The organism is Pseudomonas sp. GW823-FHT05G12, assembly GCF_058795575.1.
On sequence record NZ_CM179501.1, the window covers coordinates 2,914,112 to 2,936,463 of the forward strand.

General features: G+C 62.8%; 26 protein-coding genes and 3 pseudogenes. 10 read left to right on the forward strand and 19 right to left on the reverse strand.

What is annotated here, in order from left to right:
• The first annotated feature begins 16 nt into the window (after positions 1 to 16).
• Genes AC3RCM_RS13140 through AC3RCM_RS13155 form a run of 4 tightly spaced genes read left to right on the forward strand, consistent with a single transcriptional unit; the run spans position 17 to position 3,079 of the window.
• Positions 17 to 1,060 carry an acyl-CoA dehydrogenase family protein gene (locus AC3RCM_RS13140; protein WP_064492039.1) on the forward strand — a complete coding sequence of 348 codons (1,044 nt, stop codon included), beginning with the start codon at positions 17 to 19 and terminating at the stop codon, positions 1,058 to 1,060.
• Positions 1,057 to 1,812 carry a PIG-L deacetylase family protein gene (locus AC3RCM_RS13145; RefSeq protein ID WP_198746948.1) on the forward strand — a complete coding sequence of 252 codons (756 nt, stop codon included), beginning with the start codon at positions 1,057 to 1,059 and terminating at the stop codon, positions 1,810 to 1,812. The genes AC3RCM_RS13140 and AC3RCM_RS13145 overlap by 4 nt, the downstream gene beginning before the upstream one ends.
• Positions 1,813 to 1,823: 11 nt before the next feature.
• Positions 1,824 to 2,423: a class I SAM-dependent methyltransferase gene (locus AC3RCM_RS13150; protein WP_020190824.1), complete on the forward strand. Its 600-nt coding sequence runs from the start codon at positions 1,824 to 1,826 to the stop codon at positions 2,421 to 2,423.
• On the forward strand, positions 2,420 to 3,079 hold the full coding sequence (locus AC3RCM_RS13155; protein WP_029615402.1) for a glycosyltransferase family 2 protein: 660 nt from the start codon (positions 2,420 to 2,422) through the stop codon (positions 3,077 to 3,079). The genes AC3RCM_RS13150 and AC3RCM_RS13155 overlap by 4 nt, the downstream gene beginning before the upstream one ends.
• A 22-nt stretch (positions 3,080 to 3,101) precedes the next feature.
• Here AC3RCM_RS13155 and ku read toward each other — a convergent pair whose 3' ends face one another.
• The 10 genes and pseudogenes from ku to AC3RCM_RS13205 all read right to left on the reverse strand — a co-directional run bounded on the left by ku (position 3,102) and on the right by AC3RCM_RS13205 (position 11,807).
• Positions 3,102 to 3,923 (reverse strand): non-homologous end joining protein Ku, encoded by an 822-nt coding sequence (gene ku / locus AC3RCM_RS13160; protein WP_198746947.1) that lies wholly within the window; start codon positions 3,921 to 3,923, stop codon positions 3,102 to 3,104.
• Between the two features lie 85 nt (positions 3,924 to 4,008).
• A complete protein-coding gene (locus tag AC3RCM_RS13165) occupies positions 4,009 to 4,596 on the reverse strand; it encodes a 5'-methylthioadenosine/S-adenosylhomocysteine nucleosidase family protein (RefSeq protein WP_104887643.1) in 588 nt (195 codons plus the stop codon).
• 56 nt (positions 4,597 to 4,652) lie between these two features.
• Positions 4,653 to 5,759, reverse strand: coding sequence for a carboxylate-amine ligase (locus AC3RCM_RS13170; RefSeq protein WP_064492034.1), 1,107 nt, complete (start codon positions 5,757 to 5,759; stop codon positions 4,653 to 4,655).
• A 6-nt stretch (positions 5,760 to 5,765) separates the two neighbouring features.
• Positions 5,766 to 6,719 carry a methyltransferase gene (locus AC3RCM_RS13175; RefSeq protein ID WP_104887642.1) on the reverse strand — a complete coding sequence of 318 codons (954 nt, stop codon included), beginning with the start codon at positions 6,717 to 6,719 and terminating at the stop codon, positions 5,766 to 5,768.
• Entirely contained in the window at positions 6,719 to 8,050 is a 1,332-nt protein-coding gene (locus tag AC3RCM_RS13180) for an iron-containing redox enzyme family protein (RefSeq protein ID WP_492629667.1), read from the reverse strand. Before AC3RCM_RS13180 ends, AC3RCM_RS13175 begins: the two co-directional genes overlap by 1 nt.
• Positions 8,051 to 8,068: 18 nt before the next feature.
• Positions 8,069 to 8,266 (reverse strand): hypothetical protein, encoded by a 198-nt coding sequence (locus AC3RCM_RS13185; protein WP_020190830.1) that lies wholly within the window; start codon positions 8,264 to 8,266, stop codon positions 8,069 to 8,071.
• A gap of 58 nt (positions 8,267 to 8,324) precedes the next feature.
• A pseudogene (locus AC3RCM_RS13190) lies at positions 8,325 to 8,450 on the reverse strand (con-10 family general stress protein); the annotation flags it as partial.
• 204 nt (positions 8,451 to 8,654) lie between these two features.
• Positions 8,655 to 9,938 (reverse strand): NTP/NDP exchange transporter, encoded by a 1,284-nt coding sequence (locus AC3RCM_RS13195; protein ID WP_198746943.1) that lies wholly within the window; start codon positions 9,936 to 9,938, stop codon positions 8,655 to 8,657.
• A 4-nt stretch (positions 9,939 to 9,942) separates the two neighbouring features.
• The gene (locus AC3RCM_RS13200) at positions 9,943 to 10,854 is read right to left on the reverse strand and encodes an aldo/keto reductase (RefSeq protein WP_064492030.1); all 912 of its coding nucleotides are present in this window, start codon (positions 10,852 to 10,854) and stop codon (positions 9,943 to 9,945) included.
• An 89-nt stretch (positions 10,855 to 10,943) separates the two neighbouring features.
• Positions 10,944 to 11,807: a Dyp-type peroxidase gene (locus AC3RCM_RS13205; RefSeq protein WP_104887639.1), complete on the reverse strand. Its 864-nt coding sequence runs from the start codon at positions 11,805 to 11,807 to the stop codon at positions 10,944 to 10,946.
• Positions 11,808 to 11,991: 184 nt separating this feature from the next.
• Here AC3RCM_RS13205 and AC3RCM_RS13210 point away from each other — a divergent pair, with 184 nt between their 5' ends.
• Positions 11,992 to 12,885: a bile acid:sodium symporter family protein gene (locus AC3RCM_RS13210; RefSeq protein WP_266021776.1), complete on the forward strand. Its 894-nt coding sequence runs from the start codon at positions 11,992 to 11,994 to the stop codon at positions 12,883 to 12,885.
• A 43-nt stretch (positions 12,886 to 12,928) separates the two neighbouring features.
• On the opposite strand, the gene AC3RCM_RS13215 is transcribed toward AC3RCM_RS13210, so the two are convergent.
• A complete protein-coding gene (locus AC3RCM_RS13215; protein WP_020190834.1) occupies positions 12,929 to 13,396 on the reverse strand; it encodes a sterol desaturase family protein in 468 nt (155 codons plus the stop codon).
• Between the two features lie 397 nt (positions 13,397 to 13,793).
• On the opposite strand from AC3RCM_RS13215, the gene AC3RCM_RS13220 reads away from it, so the two are divergent.
• Together AC3RCM_RS13220 and AC3RCM_RS13225 are read left to right on the forward strand one after the other, a co-directional pair.
• Complete coding sequence (locus AC3RCM_RS13220) at positions 13,794 to 14,507, forward strand: MgtC/SapB family protein (protein WP_004374444.1); 714 nt, start codon at positions 13,794 to 13,796, stop codon at positions 14,505 to 14,507.
• A gap of 17 nt (positions 14,508 to 14,524) precedes the next feature.
• Complete coding sequence (locus AC3RCM_RS13225) at positions 14,525 to 15,034, forward strand: GNAT family N-acetyltransferase (protein WP_492629668.1); 510 nt, start codon at positions 14,525 to 14,527, stop codon at positions 15,032 to 15,034.
• 41 nt (positions 15,035 to 15,075) lie between these two features.
• Here the strand turns inward: AC3RCM_RS13225 and AC3RCM_RS13230 are convergent, their stop codons facing one another.
• Entirely contained in the window at positions 15,076 to 16,644 is a 1,569-nt protein-coding gene (locus AC3RCM_RS13230; protein WP_064492026.1) for a sensor domain-containing diguanylate cyclase, read from the reverse strand.
• A gap of 152 nt (positions 16,645 to 16,796) precedes the next feature.
• On the opposite strand from AC3RCM_RS13230, the gene AC3RCM_RS13235 reads away from it, so the two are divergent.
• Both AC3RCM_RS13235 and AC3RCM_RS13240 read left to right on the forward strand, forming a co-directional pair.
• Positions 16,797 to 17,297, forward strand: a complete 501-nt coding sequence (locus AC3RCM_RS13235) for a DUF4142 domain-containing protein (protein WP_010954125.1) — start codon at positions 16,797 to 16,799, stop codon at positions 17,295 to 17,297.
• Between the two features lie 8 nt (positions 17,298 to 17,305).
• A complete protein-coding gene (locus AC3RCM_RS13240) occupies positions 17,306 to 17,557 on the forward strand; it encodes a hypothetical protein (RefSeq protein ID WP_004374436.1) in 252 nt (83 codons plus the stop codon).
• A gap of 91 nt (positions 17,558 to 17,648) precedes the next feature.
• Here the strand turns inward: AC3RCM_RS13240 and AC3RCM_RS13245 are convergent, their stop codons facing one another.
• Together AC3RCM_RS13245 and AC3RCM_RS13250 are read right to left on the reverse strand one after the other, a co-directional pair.
• Entirely contained in the window at positions 17,649 to 17,813 is a 165-nt protein-coding gene (locus AC3RCM_RS13245; RefSeq protein WP_010954124.1) for a DUF6021 family protein, read from the reverse strand.
• Between the two features lie 55 nt (positions 17,814 to 17,868).
• Entirely contained in the window at positions 17,869 to 18,855 is a 987-nt protein-coding gene (locus tag AC3RCM_RS13250) for a DNA-binding protein (protein WP_064492025.1), read from the reverse strand.
• Between the two features lie 231 nt (positions 18,856 to 19,086).
• Between AC3RCM_RS13250 and AC3RCM_RS13255 the strand changes: the two are divergent.
• Positions 19,087 to 19,314: pseudogene (locus AC3RCM_RS13255) on the forward strand (phosphoribosyltransferase); the annotation flags it as partial.
• Positions 19,315 to 19,480: 166 nt separating this feature from the next.
• Here AC3RCM_RS13255 and AC3RCM_RS13260 read toward each other — a convergent pair.
• The 5 genes and pseudogenes from AC3RCM_RS13260 to AC3RCM_RS13280 form a co-directional block, all read right to left on the reverse strand.
• Positions 19,481 to 20,371: a universal stress protein gene (locus AC3RCM_RS13260; protein WP_266021781.1), complete on the reverse strand. Its 891-nt coding sequence runs from the start codon at positions 20,369 to 20,371 to the stop codon at positions 19,481 to 19,483.
• 160 nt (positions 20,372 to 20,531) lie between these two features.
• Positions 20,532 to 20,783 (reverse strand): hypothetical protein, encoded by a 252-nt coding sequence (locus AC3RCM_RS13265; RefSeq protein ID WP_064492097.1) that lies wholly within the window; start codon positions 20,781 to 20,783, stop codon positions 20,532 to 20,534.
• Between the two features lie 115 nt (positions 20,784 to 20,898).
• Positions 20,899 to 21,144: pseudogene (locus AC3RCM_RS13270) on the reverse strand (phosphoketolase family protein); the annotation flags it as partial.
• Between the two features lie 42 nt (positions 21,145 to 21,186).
• A complete protein-coding gene (locus AC3RCM_RS13275) occupies positions 21,187 to 21,651 on the reverse strand; it encodes a CBS domain-containing protein (RefSeq protein WP_033730612.1) in 465 nt (154 codons plus the stop codon).
• A 58-nt stretch (positions 21,652 to 21,709) separates the two neighbouring features.
• On the reverse strand, positions 21,710 to 22,270 hold the full coding sequence (locus AC3RCM_RS13280; protein ID WP_049587895.1) for an Hsp20/alpha crystallin family protein: 561 nt from the start codon (positions 22,268 to 22,270) through the stop codon (positions 21,710 to 21,712).
• Positions 22,271 to 22,352 lie beyond the last annotated feature (82 nt).

Below are 22,352 nucleotides of genomic sequence, written 5' to 3' on the forward strand. Positions count from 1 at the left end.
CCCGGGAGGCCCGCCCATGAGCATCGTTCAGGACTTCAACCTGACCACCCTTGACCGCCTTTTACGCACCTTTGGCGAACGCCAGCTACCGCTCAACCTCGATACCCAATTGCCGCAACTGATCCAGGCGCTGCAAGCTGATCACCTCGACCTGCTACCGTTGCCGGGGCAAGGCAACACCTTGCGTCGCTGGCAGACCTTGGCACGGGTGGCCGGCTGTGACCTGGCACTGGCCAAGCTCTATGAGGGCCATACCGATGCCTTGGCGATCCTGGCGGAATGCGGCGCAGCGCACCACGCCAACGACGGCATCTGGGGCGTGTGGGCGGCAGAGCCACCCGATGCGCGGGTCCACATCACTGCGCGTGAAGGTGACCAGGTGCGCCTCAACGGCACCAAGGCCTGGTGTTCCGGTGCCTTGCAGATCGATCGCGCGCTGATTACTGCCTGGGATGAGGCCGAGCAGCCGCAATTGGTGGCAATCGAGCTGTCACAGCCAAGCCAGGGCCTGAACATCGAGCACTGGCAGGCTGTTGGCATGGCCACTACCGCCAGTGTCGAGGTGGCGTTCAACGATACCCCAGGCACGCTCATCGGCACGCCAGGCCAATACCTCTCGCGCCCTGGCTTCTGGCAAGGCGGTGCGGGTATCGCCGCCTGCTGGTACGGCGCAGCCGAGGCGCTGGCGGATTACCTGCGTGAACATTGCCGCAAACCTCGCCCAGACCCGCATGCCGATGCGCATCTGGGCGCTGTGGACGCTGCGTTGCATGGCGCCCGTGCGTCACTGCGTGAATGTGCTGCCTGGATCGATCAACAGCCCGGTGTGGATGCCAGTTTCGAAGTTCGCCGCACCCGCGCCCAGGTAGAACAGGCCGTAGAGCAGGTCATCAGCCACGTCGGGCGTGCCTTGGGGGCCACGCCGTTCTGTCGCAGCAGTCATTTTGCCCGGCTGAGCGCCGACCTGCCGGTGTTCCTGCGTCAGAGCCACGCCGAGCGTGATCTGGCGATGCTGGGCCAGCAGCTGGCCCAGTTGCCAGCCGGGGTGTGGCAACTATGAGCCAGAACCTGATCCAGTCCGCGGGCGGCACGCCTTGGGCAGCCTGGCAGCAAAGCGCGCACCTGGCGCGTGCGACCTGGCTCGACTCACGCCAACTGTGCCCGCCGGGGCGCCGGCTGGTATTGATCGCGCCGCATCCGGATGACGAAATTCTCATGGCCGGCGGCCTGCTGGCAGGCTTCAAGGGGCGTGAGGATGAGCTGGTGTTGATCTCCGCCACCGACGGCGAAGGCAGCCACCCCGGCTCCAGCCACTGGACCGAACATCGCTTGCGCCGCCAGCGTCCCCAGGAAAGCCGACAGGCCCTGCAACAGCTCGACCTGGACCTTGAACGCCTGGACTGGCGCAGGCTCCACCTGAAGGATGGCCAGTTGCCGCGCGAAGAAGCGTTTCTGACCCATCACCTCACCCAGCTACTGCGACCCGATGACCTGCTGATGGCCACCTGGCGCAGTGACGGCCATTGCGATCACGAGGCCGTCGGCCGCGCCGCTGCGCAGGCGGCGGCAAGCCGTGGGGTGCACTTGGCTGAGGTACCGGTCTGGGCCTGGCACTGGGCCGAGCCTGACGACCCGCGCCTGCCATGGCCCCGTGCGCACCGCGTGCAGCTTGATGAAAGCCGTCTGGCACGCAAGCGCAAGGCCTTGGCCGCCCACGTCAGCCAGCTGCAGCCGGACGGCGAGCAGCCGCCGGTGCTACCGCCGCACCTGCTGGATTGTCTTCTGCAACCTTTCGAACTGGTGTTCCTTTGAATGGAGCTGTCATGAGCCTCGATCCACAGTATTTTGCCGAGCTATACGCCACCAATGAAGACCCTTGGGCCTTTCGCACCCGCTGGTACGAGAAGCGCAAACGCGAGCTGGTGATGGCCAGCCTGCCACGCCAGTGCTATCAGCGCGTGTTCGAGCCAGCCTGCGCGAATGGCGAGCTCAGTGCGCTACTGGCCGAGCGCTGCGCCGACCTGCTGTGCCAGGACCTGGACCCCACGGCCGTAGGCCTGGCCCGGGAACGCCTGGCGCACCTGCACAATGCTTCGGTCGAACTGGCCCGGTTACCGGGGGACTGGCCAGGCGGGCGCTTTGACCTGATCGTGCTCAGCGAGGTGGGCTATTACCTCGATCCCACTGACTGGCTGCAGGTCATCGAACAATCGTTGGCCAGCCTCAGCTACGACGGTGCGCTGCTGGCCTGCCACTGGAAGCACCCTATCGCGGGTTGCCCGCAGGACGGTCGCGAAGTGCACCGCCTATTGACCCGGCATTTGCCGTTGCATCAGCAGTTTCGGCATGAGGAGGCGGACTTTTTGCTGGAATACTGGTCATGCCAGCCAAGCGTCGTCGATCTCGATGAGACTTGCCCATGATCGCCGTTGTCATCCCGGCGCATAACGAAGCCCGCCGCCTTGGACGATGCCTGCGGGCGGTGCTGGTGGCTGCCCGGCAGGCGCAGCAAGCGGGACTGCACGTGGAAGTGCTGGTGGTACTGGACCGTTGCAGCGACGGCAGCGCCGCCGTGGCGCGGCGTTTCGGAGTACACATGCTGGAGGTGGAAGCCGGTAATGTCGGCATGGCACGTCGTGTGGGGGCCGCGCACATGGTCGAGCGTGGCGCCACATGGCTGGCGTGCACCGATGCGGACAGCCGGGTCCCGGCGCACTGGCTGCTGTCGCAGCTGGCCTGTAGCGCCGAGGTGGTTTGCGGCACCGTGCATATCGAGTACTGGCAACCCTGGCAGACCGCCGCGCTGCGCAAGCTGTACCAGAGCCGCTACCAGGCTTGTGAAGGGCATCGGCATGTGCATGGCGCGAATCTGGGGGTCTGCGCCGATGCTTACGAGCGTGTGGGTGGCTTCCAGCCCCTGGCGGCGCATGAGGATGTGCAACTGGTCAGCGACCTGCAGGCCAGCGGCGCCCAGATCGTCTGGACCGCCAGGCATAGCGTGGCCACCAGCAGCCGGCGCGACAGCCGCGCCCGCGAGGGGTTTGGTGATTACCTGGCCGGGTTGCAGGCGCAGTCCTGAAATCAATGGATTTCGGCGGTGTTCATGAAGCCTTGCGCGTTTTCTTCACCGGTTTCTTGCCACCCAGGCTGCGCTTGAGCAGTTCGGTCAGGTCGAGGATGTCCGCACCTTTCTCGGCCCCCCCTGCGTCGCCCTTCTCCACCGCCTCGATCTTGCCCTTGCTGGCCTTCTCTTCCACCAGGTCCATGATCGTCTGGCGGAAGGCGTCGTGATAATCCTCAGGCTTCCAGGGCCCGCTCATGTCCTCCACCAGGCGCTTGGCCATCTCCAGCTCACGCTTCTCCACCTTGCTGTCGGTCACGCTGGCATCGAGCTCCAGCGTTTCCAGCCCGCGCACCTCTTCAGGCCAGCGCAAGGTGATCATCACCAGCGCCTGGTCCAGCGGCCGCAGCAGCGCCAAGTGCTGCCGGGTATGCAATACCACGGTGGCCAGTGCCACCTTGCCGGTCTTTTCCAGCGTCTCGCGCAGCAAGGCGTACACCTTGCCGCCACGGCGGTCCGGGGTCAGGTAGTACGGCGTATCAAAATGCTGCAGCGGAATATCGCCCGCTTCCACAAAGGAAAAGATATCGATCGTCTGGGTCGCTTCGGGCCGGGCCTTGCGGATCTCCTCCTCACTGATCACCACATAGCGGCCCTTCTCGAACTCTACGCCCTTGACGATATTGTCCTTGTCGATTTCCTTGCCGGTCACTTTGTTCACCCGCTTATAGCCGACCGGCTCCATGCTGCGCTTGTCCAGCCAGTCGAAGTCCACGCGCTCGGTGCGCACGGCGGTATTGAGTGCCACGGGGATGTGCACAAGGCCAAAACTGATGGCGCCTTTCCAGATTGCCCGAGCCATGAGGGTGCTCCCAGGGTTGCCTGCTGATACCAGAAGTGACTGCGCCGGGCGACAAAGGTTTAGCTGCCCTGCCCTGCGGCAACTGTCACGCCTGGCTGAACAGCACCCGCTTGAACGCTTCGGCCGCCAGGTGCACTTGCACTGCCCAATCCTGCGCAGCATCGCTGCCGGCATCATCGGAAATGTATTTAAGGCACACGAACGGAATACCTTCGTCACGCGCGATCAATGCCAGCACGTAGGCTTCCATGTCGACCACGTCATAAGGCGCGTCGCCATGGTTGATCTCGAAGCTGTCACCGCTGCCACAGGCTTCCACAGCCAGGCCGGGTATTGCCACCCCGTGTTGGAGTACCACCGGGGTGTCGGACAAGGGCGTTTCATAACGGGCAAAGCCCAGTGCGGTCACATCCATGTCGCGTTGAACGAAGCGGTTACAGCACACGACTTCGCCCTTGCCATGACGCTGGCTGCCAGCCGAGCCCAGGTTGACGATAAGTTTGGGCCTGCGCCTGGCTATCGCCTTGGTCAGGGCGATAGCGGCATTGACCTTGCCAATGCCGGTGAATACGGTGTTCACCTCGGTAAAGACATCGCCAGCCTCGGCCTCGAGGGCAAAGACGAACAGCGTGTCATCCAGGGAAATGTCGGGGAATTGCTTGATCAGCATCATGGAGCAGGTGTTTCCGAGTGGCTGCAAAGGGCGCGGCCATTGTCGGTCAACCCGGGCTAAATGCAAGTCCCGGCAGCCACCACGGCGCGTAGCGCCTGCTCTTTGCCAAGCCCGTCTGCCCTGGCCTGTGCCAGGCAGAGCAATTGCTGGTCGGCATGGGTACCATGGCGCAGCACGTGCAGGGCGTGCTGGCAGGCGCGCTCGGCGTCCGCGCTGTCTATGGGCATCTGGGCCTGCAGTTGGGCGAGCCAGCCTTGCGCCGTGACCGGCTGCTGCTCGTGACAACCTATGAATTGTGCGTGGCGCCCATGGCGCATGGCACGCCAGTAGTTCTCCTGGGCGATCCAGCGCAATTCGCGGCTGCTGGGCAGCGGGTCATGGCGGTAGGCAATGCTGTGTTCAACCAGGTGGCGAAACAGTGCTGCAATGCACAGAACGTCTTCCAGATTCGGGCAGCCATCGCAGATGCGCAACTCCACTGTCGGATAGCGCCGCGAAGGCCGGATTGCCCACCAAAGGTCGCCATCGGCAGCCAGTGCACCGGTTCGCTGCAACAGGGTACGGTAGCGTTCATAGGCGGCCCAGTCCGGCAACGCTTCGGGCAAGCCCATGTGCGGCCACTCACCACAGATCACACGGCGATAGCTCATGTACCCGGTAGGCTGGCCAGCCCACAGGGGCGACGAAGTGCTCAACGCCAGCAACAACGGTAACCAGGGCAAAAGGCGGTTGATCAGTTGCATGCGGTCACAAGCCGGCGGCACGCCAACGTGCACATGCAGGCCATTGAGCAGGCTACGCCTTGCCACATGGCGGTAGTCATCGAACAGCTGCTTATAGTGCCCTTGTGCCGCGGGCTTCTGCAGCAGCCACGCGGCGCAGGGGTGGCTTGCCGCAGCGTATGGCCCCATCCCCTCTTCGGCCAATGCCACGCGCAGCCGTTGACGGCTGCGCTGGAAAAACTCACGTGCTTCATACAGGTTGGTGAACACCGGCGACGCCAGCTCGATCTGGCTGCGGAACATTTCCTGGGCGAAATAGCGGCCAAGTGCTTCACGGCAGCGCCCCATCACCACGGGTGACGGTGTAGCCGTAACCTGACCCGAGCCCAGTTTCACCAGCAGGTACTCTTCCTCGATGCCGAACGTACAGGGCCGGATCATGCTGACTCAGCGGCTGCGGGTAACGGTGAGCGCCACGGCGGCGATGCGCTCGACCTGTTCATAGCCCGGCTCAGCCAGTTGCTCGCCAAATACATCGGGGTCGATTTCCCGATACACCCAGGCCCAATCCGGACCGGCCAGGCGCAGGCGGATGGCTTCGAGCAAGGCATCGCGGCCTTCGACAATGGCCACGCCTGTGTACAGCAGCAACGTACCGTGGCGGCTCAGCCGATCGCGAGCCTGCTCCACGATACGTAACGACAGGTCGACGCCTAGCGCGCCTCCGCCGTGACGGTACAGGCGGGCGTTGGGGTCAAGCATGTAGGGCGGGTTGGCAACGATCAGGTCGAACGTGCCGCTGATACCGTCCAGCAAGTCGCTGGGCTCGACCGACACGTTACTCACACCCGCCAGGGCTGCATTGATTGCCGTATAGCGCAGTGCCAGGGGGTTGATGTCAACGGCGCTGACCTGTGCGTGCTGGGCGGCGCGGGCAATCAGCAAGGCGCCCACCCCGCTGCCACAGCCGATATCCACTGCATGCTCGACCCGCGCGGGGCAGTGCTGAAGGTGATCGTGAATGACCTGGGCAAAGCGGTAACTGTCCGGGCCGAAGAACACGGCATCGCTGGCGTCGGTTGGAAACGCCGAATGCAGCAACAGAAATTCATCCAGGCTGGACCAGCGTACCGTGCTGGTCAGCAGTTCACCCTGCGCAACTAACGCCTGCGCACGTTCGAGCAACTGCAACTGATCTTCCGACAGCAAACCGGGGTCGAAAGGCCGGCTCCAGCCGAATACATCGCGCAGGGTGCTGGCCTGCCCGCAGCCCACGCGGGCATTGACGCGCGCGTGGGTGGCGGGCGTTACGCAGGTAAAGCGGTATCCATCGGCACGCAGGCGCTGTCCCAGTTGCAGCAACGCCTGGTCTGCCTCCATTTGACTGGGCGCAAGCATCATCAACGCGGTTCCTCCTGGCGCAGCCCGGTTACGCGCATGTAGGCGCGCGTGGCAGACAGACCGTCCGGCGTGGCGTGGCGGTTGCCAGCCATCCTCTGGATCAAGGCCTCGGGGGCCACATTCAAGGCGTCGCCGGGTATTTCCTCATGCACCTCCGGCAGCCCCCAACTGCCAGGGGCCACGCGGCGGATGGACGGCCGCCAGTCGTCGGCGATCCAGTCATGCCAAAGCTGTTTTTCATAGGCGTTGAATACACCGAACATCGCCGCAGACGGCCCCTCGATCAGCGTCCACCAGCGGCTGTCAGCCGGCGGCTGCCCTCTGCGGATCCAGCCATGGGCCTGCAATGCGGCAACGAATGCGGGCATGGCGCCGGGTTCGGCCAGCCATTGATTGATCGTGCGCTGCTGCAGACGGCAATGGTCGGCATGCATGAACTGGCCGTATACCCGCTTGCGTTCCAAGGCTGCGAACAGTTCAGCTTGCAGGTCGAACTGGCGGATGAGGTCTGGCGTGGCGATACCCCGGTCATTCAGACGGTAGCCGCGGCGCACCCTGGCGTAGAACCCCTGGGGGTCACGCGGGGGGCTTAGCTGGTTCAATGCCTGGATTGCCAGGCGCGCGTGGCCGCTGGCGGCATTGTCGATGGTCACGTGCAGCTGAAAATACTGCCCGTCGATGCCTAGCTCGGCCAGCTCGTACGTGGTGATCAACAGATGCAGCGGTGGCTGCTCATAACCGAGGTTGTAGCCAACCACCTCTGGCAGGTAACTGTTGCAATGCTGCCCCAGCGCAAGTTGCAGGGCCCCTTGCAGATATCGCGTGTCATCCAGGGGCATGGCCTCTACGCAACCCAGGCGACCAAGCAGACGCTGATAGATCAGCACATGATTGCAGCGTGGGTCGCCGTTGCCGAGCTCTTCCAGGTAAGTGCGAATCAGCCCGTGGTAACGTGGATCGCGCCAGTGATGCAGGGTGCCCTGTAGCCAGGCGCCGTCGACGGCCTTGGTCGGCGCAACCTGTTGCAGGAACCACAATGCGTGGGCGCGGTTGGAAAAGTAACGGCGTGGCATGCCTTGACGGCGTTGTGCCAGGTAACGGGTATAGGCCTCGGCGACCTTGGCAGTATGCTTTCTGCTCCAGTCGGGCAGCTCGGACGGTGTGTCGGGCAAGTCGTCCGGCATGTTTGCGGCACCCGCCAGTTGTTCCTCGAGCCATGAGGCGCTGCCAGCATCCTGCCCTGCGAGCATTGTTTCATAGCGTTGTCGCAGACTGGTCGATTCGGCGGCCACTTGCCCAGCGCTTGCAGTATTGCGGTTCATCACCGTCATGCCGTGCTCCTTGTCTACTTATTGGCTCGGCTTCTGCCCCGGCATCGGCTCGGGGTCGGGCGCAGGCTGCGGTGCAGGCTTGTTATCCGGTTGCTGCATCTGCAGCGAAGGTTTGCTGGGGTCCGAATCTTTGCCGGGGTGGTCATTGTCGCGGTCGAAACAACCGCCGACCAAACTCAGCGAACCCATCAGGATGATCAGTGGAGTCAGGCGCATGGAGTACCCCCTTGGATAATTGCAGTGCCAGGTCGCCCCGGCACTGCGCCTCGGTCAGTTACGAACGGCCGCCCTTGTGGCCCGACTCGCGGTCGTGGGGCATGTTGCCGCCCGAGGACTGGCCGCCTTTGCGACCGGCTTCGGAGGCTTTTTCACGGTCATTGGCGAAATTGCCCGGGTTCTTGTTACCGCCTTGGCTGCCTTGTTGATTGCCGGTGCGGCTGTTGTCTTTAGTGGCCATGGTGTTCAAACCTCATATGACTTCGGAATGCACGGCAAGATGCCGTACACAGATTCGGAGTTCGGCGATATCGGCAGATTCGGTTTATTACGAGAGGTTCGGACCGGTGGCGTTAAATAAGCGGCATCGCCATATTTGGTGCGCGTGTCAGTGGTGCGGCGGGCTATCCATGCGCGCCTGCCGGCGGCCCAGCCAAGCGCCCGTCGCGCCCCAGCCCACGGCAAGCAACGCGCCGATGAGCATCGCCAATTGCGGGTGTTCGCCCATCACGTCCAGCGCACGCTTGACCCAGCCGCTCAGCGCATCGCCGCCACGGTAGACCACGGTGTCGATGAAGTTCTTGGCTTTGTACTTGTCCTCGGCGGACAGCACGGTGAACAGCATCTCCCGCCCTGGCCGCACCAATGCGTATTCACCTGCCCGCCGCACCACCATCACCACCACGAACAGGGCGAACACCGGGGCCAGTGCCAGCCACAAGAAGCCTGCAGCCATCACCAGCGGCACTGCGACCAGCAACACACCGACTCCCAGCCGACGGGCCAGGCGCCCGGTAAGAAAGACCTGGGTGAGGATGGCCAGAGCCTGCACAACTGTGTCGATCAGGCCGAACACCTGGGTCTGTCGGGTGCGGTCCGTGAAGGTTTCGCTGACAATACGCGCCTGCTCGAAGTACAGGAACGTGCTGACGCTGGCCAGCAACACCACGAATAAAGCAATGCCCAGCAGATAGGGGGAGCGCAGTACGGCGGTGGCGCCGGTAAACGGGTTGCCACCCAGTCGCCGCGCGTCCTGGTGTTTGGTTTGCATCGCAATGGGTTGGCGTGCTCGCCAGCGTTGCAGGAACAGTGTCGCGCCGATACTGCCCAGCAGAAACACCGCCGCCAGCACCAGCAACCCGGCATGGCCGAGCGGCGCCACCAGCAACGTGCCAAGCACGGGGCCACTGAGCCCGCCCAGGCTGGCCCCGGCTGCCAGCAGACCGAACAGCCGCTTGCCTTGGGCGGTGGAAAACAGATCGGCGAGCACGCTCCAGGCCAGCGAGATCGTCAGCAAATTGAACACCGACAGCCAGATGTAGAAGGCCCGGGCGGTCCAGAGATTGTCAGGGTTACCGGCCAACAGTGCCGCGAACAGCAACAGGTTGCTGGAGAAAAAACCATAGGTCCAAGGCAGGATATGCCTGCGCTGCACCCTGGAGGCCAGCCAGCCAAACAGCGGCAGGCACGCCAACGTGGCAAGGAAGGTGCCGGTGAACAGCCACTGCAGGTTTTCCACGCCACCGGCAACGCCCATGGTTTCGCGTACCGGGCGCAGCATGAAGTAACCAGTGAACAGCAGATAGAACAGCAGCAAGCCGGCGATGACCGCCGGCCCCTCACCAGGCTGGATGTTCAGCCCTTGGTCCAGGCGCCGCCGCCAGGTTTGCATGGTGTCAGGCAAACTGCGTGATCAGCGCCTGTTGCTGCGCCTGGGTGAGCATTGGCTCATGCCCGGCCTTGAGCTGATCGAGCTGGCGGTCAGGTCGACTGGTAGCGGGTATGACCGTGGTCACTGCCGGGTGACTGATGGCGAACTTGAGAAACAGCTGTGCCCAGCTGCCGATGCCTGCTTCGGCAGCCCAGCCCGGCAAGGCCTGGCCTTTGACCCGGGCGAACAGCCGGCCATCGTCGAAGGCCCGATTGATCAACACCGCAACGCCCTTGTCCTGGCACAGCGGCAGCAGTTCCCGGGCAGCGTCCGGCGCGTTGACCGAGTAGTTGATCTGGATGAAGTCCGGCGGCTCGCTGCGCACGATACGGGCGACGTCGTCGTGGCCACTGTTCAGGTAATGGGTGATGCCGACATAACGTGTCCCGCCCTGCTGCTTCAGCTCGCGGGCATAAGGCAGCTGCGTCTGCCAGTCACGCAGGTTGTGAATCTGCAGCAAGTCGACCTTGTCGGTGCGCAGGCTCTTGAGGCTGCCGGCCCACTGCGCCTGGGCTTCAGCCCGGCTATTGGCGGCGATCTTGGTGGCAAGGAAGCACTGTCGGTGCCAGCCGCCCTCTTCCAGCAACTGGCCGAGAATGCTGTCGGCGCCCCCGTAGTTGGGCGAGGTGTCGATCACCCGGCCGCCGCCTTCGAAAAATGCCTTGAGCACCGTTTTGAGCTGAAGGTACTGGGGCGAACCGCTTTCTACCTCGAAACTGCCCGACGTACCGGCACCGATCACCGGCAACGCTTCACCGGTGGACGGGACTTTGCGCGCAAGCAAACCCGCCGGCGCGGCAGCGTGCAGCCAAGGGCTGGCGGCGGCCAGCAACCCCAATGTTGCACCTGCGCGTAGGACTTCACGACGTGCGTACATGGAAAATCTCCCGTCATGAATCGGAAACTTTCAAGGCTAGCCGCTCTATCCCTCGCCTGCGGGTGTTTCTGTATCCGGATGTTTAGAGATCAGGCCCGCAGCAAGGGGCTCAGATCGACACCCGTCTCGCTCATTGGCGGGCACCAGTAGTAGCCCCCCGTCAGCGGGCGGCTAAAGCGGTACAGCCCGTCGATGATGCCGTCTTCCAGGCCACTCATGCGCCGCAGCTGCACTTCGAATGCCTCGAAACTCTTGCCCAGGGCGACGAAAGCCAGGCCGGCGCCGCGTTGGTCGGCCCAGGATACCGAGCGACGGACCATGAACGCCTCGGGTTCAAAGCTTTCCTGGGCGGTGCGCTTGACGTGCGCGGACGCGGGGGCGTCGTCGAGTTCTTCGTTATCGCTCAAGCGACGGCCGATGATGTTGTCCTGGTCTGCCTGGGGCAGCGACTTGAAGTATTGCAGGTCGTGCTTCCACAACTGGAACGCGGCAAAGCTGGAGCCATCTGCGGCAATGGCCGCTTGCACCGCCTCTTCGTCTGCCGGGTTTTCGGTGCCGTCTTCATAACCGGTAAGGTCATGGCCGCCCCGGTGCAGGAAACCATCAACGCTGTCGGCCAGGCTCAGGGCGGGTGCCAGCGCCTGCTCCAGGGCCTGGGCGCGCAGCAGCAGGTCGCCACGTTCGTCGCCACGCAGCCACAGCCACAGGGCGTGTTGGGTGCTGGGGTTCTCCACTGCAGCATCCAGCAGCGGGAACGGGCGCAGGCCTGGTATTTCCCGGCCCAGGGCCTTGGCCAAGGGGGCGCCTACGCCCAGCAGCAACTGTTTGCCATCGACCTGCGGCAGCAAGGCATCCAGCGCGGCAGGCAACGCCTCGGGCGACTGCAGGGTGAAGAACAGGTGACGGGCGTGGGCCGGCACCGGGGTGGCAAGCAGACCTTGCTGGAACGGCATATCAGGCTAATCCTAAGGTAAAAACGGAATGCTACTTCGCCTGCATGCCTGCTGCAATGCGGCATGCAGCCTCGCCAGCCGCTGCACGTGGTAACAAACGGTTACCAAGAGCTGGCCCTTTGCAATTAGCTATCAATCAAGGCCGACCTACACTGCTTCAGATCCTTCGCCCGAGAGACCACTCATGACCGCCTCGCCCCTGCTCACTGCGTTTCTGCCGCTTGCCCTGGGCATCATCATGCTTGGCCTTGGGCTGTCGCTTACCCTGGCTGACTTCGCGCGCGTAGTGAAGTATCCAAAGCCCGTGGTGGTGGGCCTGGTGTGCCAGATCCTGCTGTTGCCGCTGGTGTGCTTCCTGATCGCCAACGGCTTTGGCCTGGAATCTGCCCTGGCAGTGGGGTTGATGCTGCTGGCTGCTTCGCCGGGCGGTACCACGGCCAACCTGTTCAGCCATCTGGCCCACGGTGACGTGGCATTGAACATCACCCTGACGGCGGTCAACTCACTGATCGCGATCCTGACCATGCCGTTGCTGGTGAACCTGTCGCTGAGCTGGTTCATGGCCTCGGACCAGGCTATTCCACTGCAGTTCGCCAAGGTCATGCAGGTGTTCGCCATCGTCTTGCTGCCGGTGGCGCTGGGCATGCTGATTCGCCATTTCGCCCCGGTGTTCGCTGCGCGCATGGAAAAACCGATGAAGCTGGTGGCTGCGCTGTTCCTGGCCTTCACCATCGTCCTGGCATTGGCCAAGGACTGGCAGACAGTGGTCGAGTACGCACCGGTGGTTGGCCTGGCGGCGCTGCTGTTCAACCTGCTGAGCCTGACGGTGGGCTATTGGGTGCCGCGGCTGTTGAACATTCCCAAGCGCCAGGCGATTGCCATTGGTATGGAAATTGGCATCCATAACGGGACCTTGGCGATTGCCCTGGCGTTGAGCCCTTCGCTGCTGAACAACGCGACCATGGCGGTGCCGGCTGCGTTGTACAGCTTGATCATGTTCTTTACCGCGGCCGGGTTTGGCTGGTGGGTGAGCCGCGGGCATGTGGCGGCAGAGCCCAAGGGTGAAACCGTGAACTGACGTCACCCGGTGCCCGGCAGGTGCCGGGCGTGCCAGGGATCCGTCACGATTGGCTGCGCCTGCTGCGCAATTGCTGCTTCAACACCTTCAGCGGCGGCGCATAGAAGAACCCGAACGACACGCTCCCCGTGCGCCCCTTCACCGCATGGTGCAGGCGGTGCGCGCGGTGCAAGCGTTTCAGGTAGCGGTTGACCGGCCGCGGCTTGCGCGGCCAGTGCCGGTGAAAGAAACCGTCGTGGGCCAGTACATACAGTGCACCATAGCCTGCCACACCACCGCCTACCCACTGCAAAGGCGCATAACCACTTTTGCCCAGCGCCACCAGCACCGTGGCGATCAGCCCCAAGGCCACCAGGTACAGGTCGTTGGTTTCAAGCATGCCCAGGTGTGGCTCATGGTGCGATCGGTGCAGCCACCAGCCCCAGCCATGCATGATGTACTTGTGAGCCAGTGTACCAACGCCCTCCATGGCCACCAGGGTGCCGAACAATATGGCGAGATTGAACAGCATGGAACGGTCCGGGTGATGGCAAAGGAAGGCGCAAGGTTACCGGCTGCCCAGGGTTTTTTCCATGTGGGCGTGACCGGCAGCAGGCCGTTCCCGGATGAAGCCATTGTCATGTTTTTGCCCTTGACCTGCTCTGCCCTGCGGCGTATGGTCCGCGACGCAATTTTGCCTTCCTCAACAGGAGACCTGCCTTGGACAGTAGCCCCAGTCGCTTGCGACAGGCCCGCGTGGCGCGCTAGCCCGGCAGTGTTCCGCACTGTCTGGCCGCTCTGGCAAGACGGTGGTTTCCCGTAACCCCCGCTTCTCCTTCCCTCCGCGTGGTCCTGCGCAATTTCTGGTTATTTCAACCGCGCCAACTGATGGCGTTCATGCGGGCGTGTGCCTGCGGAAGAGGTTTGCTATGGATTGGAAAGTATTTCTGCTGCGCGTCAGCATTGCCCTGGTGCTGGGGGCGCTGATCGGTGCCGAACGGCAATTGCGCCAACGCCTGACCGGGCTGCGCACCAATGCGCTGGTCAGTACCGGTGCCTGCCTGTTCGTATTGATGACCCAGGCGGTGCCAGGCATGGCGCCTGCCGATGCGTCGCGGGTCGCAGCCTATGTGGTGTCGGGCATCGGCTTTCTCGGCGGTGGCGTCATCATGCGCGATGGTTTCAATGTACGTGGCCTGAACACCGCGGCCACCTTGTGGTGCACGGCTGCGGTCGGCGTGCTGTGCAGCCTCGGGCTGATGATGGAGGCGGCACTGGGTAGCCTGGTGGTGCTCTGCGCCAACATCCTGTTGCGTGATATCGCCCAGCGTCTGGACCGTCAGGACGTGGTGCCGGCCAGCGAGGTGGAACAGCACTTCGAAGTCCGTATCGTCTGCCGCGGCGAGGACGAGATCCAGGTGCGTAGCCTGATGCTGCACAGCCTGGGCGATCCACAGCTGCGCCTGCAGTCGTTGCAGAGCCAGGACCTGGACAACCCTGCGCGCCTGGAAGTGCGCGCCGAGCTGTTGGGCACCGCGCAGGCGCCGGCGCAACTGGAGCGCCTGGTCAGCAGGGTCAGCCTGGAGAAAGGTGTAAGCTCGGTGCGCTGGCAATTGCAGCCGCAGGTGCTGGCGACGGATTAGAACGACAGGAGTGATTCATGCTTATCCGCCCGACCCTTGAACCAGACATCACGCGGCTGCCGGACGTCGAGCGCTCGGCAGCCCAGGCCTTTGCCAGTTGGCCGGCACTGGCCTGGCTGGCGCAAGGCGAAGTCATGGATTGCGCGGCGCACAGGGCTTTCGTCGAGGCAGGGGGTAGTTGGGTGGCGCAGGACGCGACTGGGCGCATTGTGGGTTTTGCATGCGCCCGGCTGGCGGATCAGGCATTGCACCTTCATGAAATATCGGTGTGCCAGGAGGCCCAAGGGCAAGGTGTCGGGCGCCGGTTGCTGCAGCAAGTGGTCGATGCAGCGCGCTGCGCCGGTGTACGCGAGCTGACGCTGACCACCTTTGTGGATGTGCCTTGGAATGCTCCGTTTTATGCCCGTTTCGGGTTTGAGATGCTTCAGGATAGCCGGCTTTGCGAACGACTCCGTGGCATCCTGGCCAGCGAGCATGCTCACGGTCTTCTCGGGCGTTGTGCAATGCGTCTGAACGTGGGGCTCTAGTTTCATCGCGCCGCATGGTGCCCCCGCGATCTCCAGCCAGGTCAGCAATTCTGCCCTGCCGCCACACTACCGGCCACGCAATACCCATCTCGCCCCTGCTGTTTGGCCTGGTACAACGCCCCATCAGCCGCCGCGACCAGCGCCTCGGCAGTACCCCCCTCCCGCGCCAGGTCGACCACCGCGATCCCGGCACTGAACGACACCCTTCCCAATGGGCTGGCGGCATGTTCCAGCGCCTGACGGCGCAACAGCTGCTGTAACTCCTGCACCAGCAGTTCCGCGCCACGGCCATCGGTATCGGGCAGCAACAGCGTGAATTCCTCCCCACCATAGCGCACCGCCAGATCGGCCGGCCGTTTCAAGGCCTGTTGCAGCACCTCGGCAAAGCGTCGCAGGCACTGGTCGCCAGCCGGGTGACCGTAGTGGTCGTTGTAGGCCTTGAAGTAGTCCAGGTCCAGCATCACCAGTGCCAGGGGATAGCCTTGGCGCCGTGCACGGCGCAGTTCAGGTTCGAACACGCCATCCAGCCGCCGACGGTTACCCAGCCCTGTAAGGCTGTCGGTCAAGGCCAACGCTTTCAGCGTCTGGTGAGCCTGGAGCAGCGCCCGCTCGATCACGATCCGCTCGCGCAGTTGGCGCAGCACCACACCGCCAAACGCTGCCAGCCCCACCAACAACAGCAGCAAGACCGCCACTGACTTGATCGCATCGTACCGCCAGGGCGCGACAATGGATTCACGCGACAGCCCCGCCTCCACGACCAACGGGTAGCTGGACAACGCGCGGTAGCCATACAGCCGAGGGGTACCGTCGACAACCGCTACCGCCTCGGCTACCCCTTCTGTGGCATACGGCAAGTGGTTGCGGAAGATCTCACTGTTGGCAAGACTTCGGCCTATCACCTGTTCCACGAACGGGCGCCGTACCAGGAGGGTGCCGTCGCGCTTGGCCAGCACCAGCGCGCCGCGTTCGTCGATCTTGAAGTCGCCGTAGTAACGCACGAACCACGCCACTTTGATGGTGCCGAGCAATACGCCGGCGAAGCTGCCGTCGGCATGCTCCAGGCGCCTGGAAATAGGAATGATCAGGTCGCCGGTGGAACGGCTGCGCACCACCGAACCGATATGTACACCAGGGTCGGTATGGCTGCGGTGATAGGCGAAGTAGTCCCGGTCGGCGTTATTGGCCTTGGGCGGGATGGCCGCCTGATCCGTGACGATCCAGCTGCCGTCCGGGCCGTAAACGAAAAGCCCGTGCAACTGCGGCATGATGCGTTTTTGCTGGGCCAGCAAGGCATGCAGGCGGGGCCGGTCGATGTGATCGAAACCATCGCCTTCCAGGCGCTCGGCCAAGGCTGCGGTAATGGCGTCGACCTGGCGGATAGCGTCCTCGGCGTGCTGCGCCGTAGCCCGGGCCAGGTTGCTGACCATGTTCTCGGCATTGTTATAGGCAAAGCGGTAGTCGCGCCAGATGCGCCAACCTTCCACCAGTACAAATGCCAGCATCACCACCAGCATGAATGCCAGTACCAGGCGGAACAGCGCCACGGCGCGGCCCTCGCCACTTATGGCGAAAAGCCCATCGTCATCCTGTTTCCTGGCTGCGCACATTGGAATCCCTGGCCCTACGGCGTTCGCCGTCTTCACTATAGTTCAGCGTCGCACGGTCGGAACCGGCGGCAAAAAAGATTAAACCTTTGCCCCGCCTTCACCCTCAACCGTACGCGACATTAAGGTCGCGCCACGGTTTAAAGGAGTGAAGCATGAATAGTCTCTTCATCAGACGCGTTGGTTTTTCCATGGTGTTGGGCCTGGCATCGGTGCACGCAATGGCCGCGACTTCCGATGATTTCGTCGATGCAGCCACCGAGGCCGGCATTGCCGAAGTGGTGACCGGCAAGCTGGCTCAGGAGAAAAGCCAGAACGCCGAGATCAAGTCATTCGCCCAGCAAATGGTCACCGACCACACCCAGGCCAACCAGAAACTCGGCGACATTGCCCGCAAACTGGACATTTCGGTTCCGGATGAGGCCGCGATGACCGACAAGATCAAGAAAGTGATCCTGGAGTGGCGCGATGAGTCCTTCGACAAGTCGTACCTCAACAACCAGGTCGACGCTCACGAAAAAGCGGTGGAGCTGTTCAAGAAAGAGGCCGCATCGTCCGACAAGGCCGAGCTGAAGGCCTTTGCCAGCGAAACGCTGCCCAAACTCGAACAGCACCTGGAACAGGCCAAAGCCCTTCAGTCCAAGCACGGCAAGTGAGGCCGCACATGAGTAACGATGCATTGAAGACCGAAGTACTTACCCGCCTGCTGCATGCCCACCCCGAAGGCCTAGGCAAGGAAGTGCTGGACAACTACCGCGGTGAAAAGGCGGTGGCCGGCATGCTCAAGACGTTGCAGGAAGCCGGTTTGATTCACGACGGTAGCGTGGCGGTAAGCAGTGATCACCAGATCAGCGTGCACTACCCGATCAAGCTGTCGGCGGCGGGCGTAGAGGCCGCCAGGCGCGCTGAAGGCTGACAGTCGTCTGTGGTGACCGTCGCCGGCAAGCTGGTTCCCAAGGGATCGCACATGGCTTGCCGGCAACGAGACCAGTAATCAAGGCCGTGGTTTACTCCTTTTTCTCAATGTCTCTAGGCGGCTTGGCCGGCCCCTGAGGGTCGACTTGAGGGTCTTCGGCATCCGGGGAGTCGGGGTCGAAACCAAGGTCGGCCTTTTTATCGGCCTGCTCGGCCGAGTGAGGCCCCTCTTTGTGTGGTGGTTGAGATCCAGGCATGGCGTTGTCTCCGGTGAGTGTCTAAGGAAGAAACCACCCGCCAGGAAAAGTTTGATTAATCTGCAACCGAGGCCAATTGCGCCCGACACTGCGCCAGCGCCTCATCACGCGCCTTCAACTGCTCCTCAAGCCACTGCAACTGCCGCGCCTGCTCGGCGCACACGTCGCGCCTGGCTTCAAGGCTCTGGGCTTGCACATCCAGCTGCCGACGCATCTCTTCGCTGGCGCCTTGTGCCTGGGCCAGGATGGTGCGCAGGCCCTGGATCTGCGCATCGCGTTGTTCCAGCAACTCATCCTGCGCCCGGCATTCGCTGGCCGCCTGACGATGCTCTCCCAGCAGGCGCTCATTGTCACGGTGCAAACGGGTAAGTTCGTCCTGCTTGACGATCATGCCCTGCTGCAACTGACGTAATTCCACCTGCATCTGCTGCAACTGCGCTTCGTGGCGGCGCTGTTCCTGCTCGCGCTGTTCACGGCTGGCATTGCGGTAGTGCTCCAAGGCGTCGCGGGCATGGCGGTGCTTGTCCTCCAGCGACTTGACCTGCTCGTCCTTGTCAGCCAGGCGCACCTGCAACTCACCCAGCGACTGGTTGAGGCTGGCACTGCGCAGCTGTTCGGCCTGCAGCGTGCTTTGCGTGGACAGCAGTTTTTCGGATTCCGCGGCCAATGCCGCTGCATCGATCTTGTGTTGCTGATGCGCTGCGGCCAGTGCCTTCCGGGCAATTTCCAGCTGCGCCTCAAGCTGCTCGCGCTGTTGAGTGAACGTGCTCTCGGCCTGCTCGATCTTCAGGTCGGCCTCGTCCTGCAGCTGCGTTGCCAGTTGCCCGACCAGGCGGCTCAGCACATCGCTCAGCGCGACCCCGCCTTCGGACGCCACCGGCTGCTGGCCGTTCAGTTCCTTCAGGTAGCGGTGAATCGTGGTTTTGGAGCCGGTGTTGCCCAACTCGATACGTATGGCATCGATGCTGGGGTTCTCACCCCGGGCGATCAGGGCCTGACGCGCCTGCTGCACTACCACCTTGTTGATACCGCCACGGGCCATGCTTGCTCCTACGATTTAGTACTGTGTTATGTAACATGTAATTACGTACCAATTATGGCGATAGCAAACCCCTCCTGCAAACATTTCCTCAGGTGGAATAATCACGGCTTATCGCATGTGATGCACAAAACGGGCTTGTTTTCGATTCGATCATTTGGCTTTTATCATGCCCACCTCAAGGTGCCCGGGTAGGCTCCCGAACAGAGTGATATCCAATAAAGGAAAAACACCATGAATCGCCCCGCTCCATCGAGGGTTCGCCTGTATGACGAAGACGATCTGGACTGTGTGCTGCGCTCGATGGCCCGCCAGGCCATGGCCTGCTTGCCTACGTCTGAAGTCGCGCTGGTAGGCATTCAGCGGCGTGGTGAGCCGCTGGCGCAGCGCCTGCAACTGCACCTGCAAGCACTGAACGGTGCTGCGCCATTGCCGCTCTACCCGATCAAGGTCATGCGCCACGGCCGAACAGGCGATACCGCCTGATTCAACGGCCGGGTGCGGGGCCTTCTCGTCAGGATTGAGAATCAAGGCCTCCAGGCGCTACCTTGCACCGGGTGGTACTGAGCCACTGACTACCCGTCGCCAACTGTTCGTCGTTCTTGCAGTCGTCGTTAGCCGCACAGCCCTACACCACCAGAATATTGCAAGGCACCTGGTACAACACATGCTCGGTGGTACTGCCGAACAGACGGTCCAGCCCCCGTGCAATTGGTCGCCCCATGACCAGTACGTCCACCGGCTGTGATTCGACGTATTCGCTGAGCACCGGGACCGGGCGGCCGAGCACGAACTGGCAGCGTTCCGGTGGTGCGCCGAAGCGTTCGGCCAGTTTCCTGAAATCATCTTCCAGCGCTTGGCGCATGGGCTCGGCAATGTCACCGATGGCCCAGGCGGCATAGCCCATGTCGCCCATGTAGGCCATCGACAGATCGCAGGCGTGCAGCAGGTCCAGTTGCGCCCCTGTCTGCAAGGCCAAGGCACTGGCCTGCTGGACGATGCTGTCATTTCGGGCTTGCCCCTCTTCCGAGGTGTCGGCCACGTCCACCGCCGCCACGACCTGACGCGGCAACGTCGGCCGGTTGGCCCCGAGCAGGTAGACCGGGACCGGGCAGTGGCGCAACAGTTTCCAGTCAAGCGGGGTGAAGAAGGCGCGCTTGAGCGCGGGCTCATGCTCGACCTGCTTGAGCAGCAGGTCCGGTTGCATCTCCATGACGTGCTCCAGGATGTCATCCTGCAGGTCATTGCTCCACGCCACCTCGGTCGTCACCTGCACGCCGGAGGCACGCAGCGCGTTCGCCTGGGTTTCCAGCTGTTGCTGCTGAGTGTGCCGGTAAGCCTCCCGCTCCGTTTGGTGCTTACCGGACTCCAGTAGCCAGAGTTTGTCCAGTGCTTCGAGCAAGGCGACAATGTGCAAGCTGGCCGATGCTGATCGGGCCAGTGCACCGGCCTGCTCCAGAGCGACCGCCTGGTGCAGCATTGGGCGCATGATCAGCAACAGGCGTTGATAGTGGCTCATGATTACCTCCAACGGTGGGCCGGCCTGATCACTCAGGTCGCTCGGGTTGCATCGAGAGGGGGCTTTCGGCGGGCAGTGATTGACTGCTGCTGCCAGCATCCAGTTCATTCCGCCCTTGGCGCTTGATTTTTATCAAGCGTGCGAACGCCTGCAGCGTGGCTCAATGTCTGGCCTGTTGGCGCAGTTGCCGCACCTCGTCCTGAGCCTGGGTTGCCCGCCTTAGGGCCTCGTTGGCGGTCTGCTCGACCAGATCGATGCGGTAACACACTTGATCGGCGCGCAACCTTGCGGTGGCGGCGTTGTTCTCCGCCGACTCCAGGCGCGCATCGTATTCCTCGGCGCGCCACGCCGTGCAGCCTGACGCGCTAACCAGCAACAGGCTTGCCCACCCGCAAAGCACATAACGTCGCATGTCCGTACCCTCTTGCATGCCCAGGACACGCTGAGTATCGCTGGCGGCGTGCGCTGCAGCCTGACATTTGTCAACCGCGAGCGGCCTTTTCACCGGGTTTGACCTTTATCAATCGGGGATGCTGTTGCGACTGTTGCAGCGCCAAGAGGTCAACGACATTCACCACCCTCACACGCACGTCTGGAGCCTGCTCTTGCAGCAGTGTAACCGCCGCCAGTACCTCCAGTGTCGGCACATCGCCCGCGCAGGCAAGCACCATCTTGGGCATCTCGTCATCATGGCAGGCCCAGCCCCAGCGCCCGATACCTGATTGACAATGCAGAGTGGCCGCTTCGCTATCGAGCCACTGCCACTCCATCTGATAAGCATGCCAGCCTCCTTTCGTCATCGCGCACGCGGGCGCTCAAAGGTCTTCGCCGCGCAGATCTTCCTCCCGCCGGCTCTGTTGACGGATCAGCAGTGACAGTTCGTGCAGGTGGTCCGACAGCAGGCCCACCAGGTCGTCCGCCGTGGCAATGCCGACCAGCAGGCCGAAATCATCGACTACCGGAATACGTCGGATATTGGCGCGCCGCATATTGAGGATGACATCGAACAGGTCCTCGTTCTGGTTCGCGGTGATCAGAGGCCGGGGCAGTACATCGACCGCCTGCAGGTCCTCCTGATCCGGTGGGTTGCGCGCAATGATCCGCAACGCCAGGTCGCGATCGGTGATCAGGCCGATGGGCCGACAACGCTCGCCGTCGACATGTTCGGCCAGCACAAGATCGCCGACATGGTACTGATTCATCATGCGCGCCGCGGCATAGATGGAGATACCGGGTGGTGCGGTGACCACGTCCCGGTTGCAGTATTTGCCAATGGACATCATGTTCTACCTCCACAGGCGGAGCCTCCTTGCTCCTCGATGCAGTGAGGGTGGGTGATCATTTACCGCTCTTGATCGGAATCACCTTTTCCGGATGGATGGCTTCGGCACGTTTGGGCAGGTGCACCAGCAGCACCCCCTTGTCGAACTGGGCGTCGATTTTCTCGGCGTCGACCCCACGGGGCAGCTGGAAAACCCGTTCGAAGCTGCCGTAATGGCGCTCGGACAGGTGATATTCCTTGCGTTTTTCGTCCACTTCCTCCTTTTTCTCGCCGCGGATCAACAGGTTGCCATTGACGAGCTTGATCTCGATATCCTTGGCATCCACGCCAGGCAACTCGGCGCTGATGCGGTATTCCTCGGCCAGCTCGCTGATGTCCATGGCCGGCATGCCGTGGGTGAACAGGTCACGCCGCCAGAACGGTTCGACATCGAACGGTGTGTGGCTGAACGGCATGCGCATCGGCCGCCGTCCAAAATCCTCGAACAGGCTGTCGATCTGGCGGCGCAATTGCTGGAAGGGCCGCCACAGCTCTGAAGGTTCGACGCTGGGTGGCGAACCTTCGGTTGGCTGGCTGGCGACGGGGGTAACAGGCACTTTCTTGGCAACGTCTGACATGGCGCCCTCCTCGAATGAGTGAATGAGTAATGCCTCCCGGGGAGACGCCTCGATCATGCGCCGTGGGGCAGCACCCCATTTG

Bases quoted from the DNA above. Each gene is read 5' to 3' on its own strand.
- AC3RCM_RS13140 (WP_064492039.1), top strand. From the start codon at position 17: ATGAGCATCGTTCAGGACTTCAACCTGACCACCCTTGACCGCCTTTTA.
- AC3RCM_RS13145 (WP_198746948.1), top strand. From the start codon at position 1,057: ATGAGCCAGAACCTGATCCAGTCCGCGGGCGGCACGCCTTGGGCAGCC.
- AC3RCM_RS13150 (WP_020190824.1), top strand. From the start codon at position 1,824: ATGAGCCTCGATCCACAGTATTTTGCCGAGCTATACGCCACCAATGAA.
- AC3RCM_RS13155 (WP_029615402.1), top strand. From the start codon at position 2,420: ATGATCGCCGTTGTCATCCCGGCGCATAACGAAGCCCGCCGCCTTGGA.
- ku (WP_198746947.1), bottom strand. From the start codon at position 3,923: ATGGCTCGGGCAATCTGGAAAGGCGCCATCAGTTTTGGCCTTGTGCAC.
- AC3RCM_RS13165 (WP_104887643.1), bottom strand. From the start codon at position 4,596: ATGATGCTGATCAAGCAATTCCCCGACATTTCCCTGGATGACACGCTG.
- AC3RCM_RS13170 (WP_064492034.1), bottom strand. From the start codon at position 5,759: ATGATCCGGCCCTGTACGTTCGGCATCGAGGAAGAGTACCTGCTGGTG.
- AC3RCM_RS13175 (WP_104887642.1), bottom strand. From the start codon at position 6,719: ATGATGCTTGCGCCCAGTCAAATGGAGGCAGACCAGGCGTTGCTGCAA.
- AC3RCM_RS13180 (WP_492629667.1), bottom strand. From the start codon at position 8,050: ATGACGGTGATGAACCGCAATACTGCAAGCGCTGGGCAAGTGGCCGCC.
- AC3RCM_RS13185 (WP_020190830.1), bottom strand. From the start codon at position 8,266: ATGCGCCTGACTCCACTGATCATCCTGATGGGTTCGCTGAGTTTGGTC.
- AC3RCM_RS13195 (WP_198746943.1), bottom strand. From the start codon at position 9,938: ATGCAAACCTGGCGGCGGCGCCTGGACCAAGGGCTGAACATCCAGCCT.
- AC3RCM_RS13200 (WP_064492030.1), bottom strand. From the start codon at position 10,854: ATGTACGCACGTCGTGAAGTCCTACGCGCAGGTGCAACATTGGGGTTG.
- AC3RCM_RS13205 (WP_104887639.1), bottom strand. From the start codon at position 11,807: ATGCCGTTCCAGCAAGGTCTGCTTGCCACCCCGGTGCCGGCCCACGCC.
- AC3RCM_RS13210 (WP_266021776.1), top strand. From the start codon at position 11,992: ATGACCGCCTCGCCCCTGCTCACTGCGTTTCTGCCGCTTGCCCTGGGC.
- AC3RCM_RS13215 (WP_020190834.1), bottom strand. From the start codon at position 13,396: ATGCTGTTCAATCTCGCCATATTGTTCGGCACCCTGGTGGCCATGGAG.
- AC3RCM_RS13220 (WP_004374444.1), top strand. From the start codon at position 13,794: ATGGATTGGAAAGTATTTCTGCTGCGCGTCAGCATTGCCCTGGTGCTG.
- AC3RCM_RS13225 (WP_492629668.1), top strand. From the start codon at position 14,525: ATGCTTATCCGCCCGACCCTTGAACCAGACATCACGCGGCTGCCGGAC.
- AC3RCM_RS13230 (WP_064492026.1), bottom strand. From the start codon at position 16,644: ATGTGCGCAGCCAGGAAACAGGATGACGATGGGCTTTTCGCCATAAGT.
- AC3RCM_RS13235 (WP_010954125.1), top strand. From the start codon at position 16,797: ATGAATAGTCTCTTCATCAGACGCGTTGGTTTTTCCATGGTGTTGGGC.
- AC3RCM_RS13240 (WP_004374436.1), top strand. From the start codon at position 17,306: ATGAGTAACGATGCATTGAAGACCGAAGTACTTACCCGCCTGCTGCAT.
- AC3RCM_RS13245 (WP_010954124.1), bottom strand. From the start codon at position 17,813: ATGCCTGGATCTCAACCACCACACAAAGAGGGGCCTCACTCGGCCGAG.
- AC3RCM_RS13250 (WP_064492025.1), bottom strand. From the start codon at position 18,855: ATGGCCCGTGGCGGTATCAACAAGGTGGTAGTGCAGCAGGCGCGTCAG.
- AC3RCM_RS13260 (WP_266021781.1), bottom strand. From the start codon at position 20,371: ATGAGCCACTATCAACGCCTGTTGCTGATCATGCGCCCAATGCTGCAC.
- AC3RCM_RS13265 (WP_064492097.1), bottom strand. From the start codon at position 20,783: ATGCGACGTTATGTGCTTTGCGGGTGGGCAAGCCTGTTGCTGGTTAGC.
- AC3RCM_RS13275 (WP_033730612.1), bottom strand. From the start codon at position 21,651: ATGTCCATTGGCAAATACTGCAACCGGGACGTGGTCACCGCACCACCC.
- AC3RCM_RS13280 (WP_049587895.1), bottom strand. From the start codon at position 22,270: ATGTCAGACGTTGCCAAGAAAGTGCCTGTTACCCCCGTCGCCAGCCAG.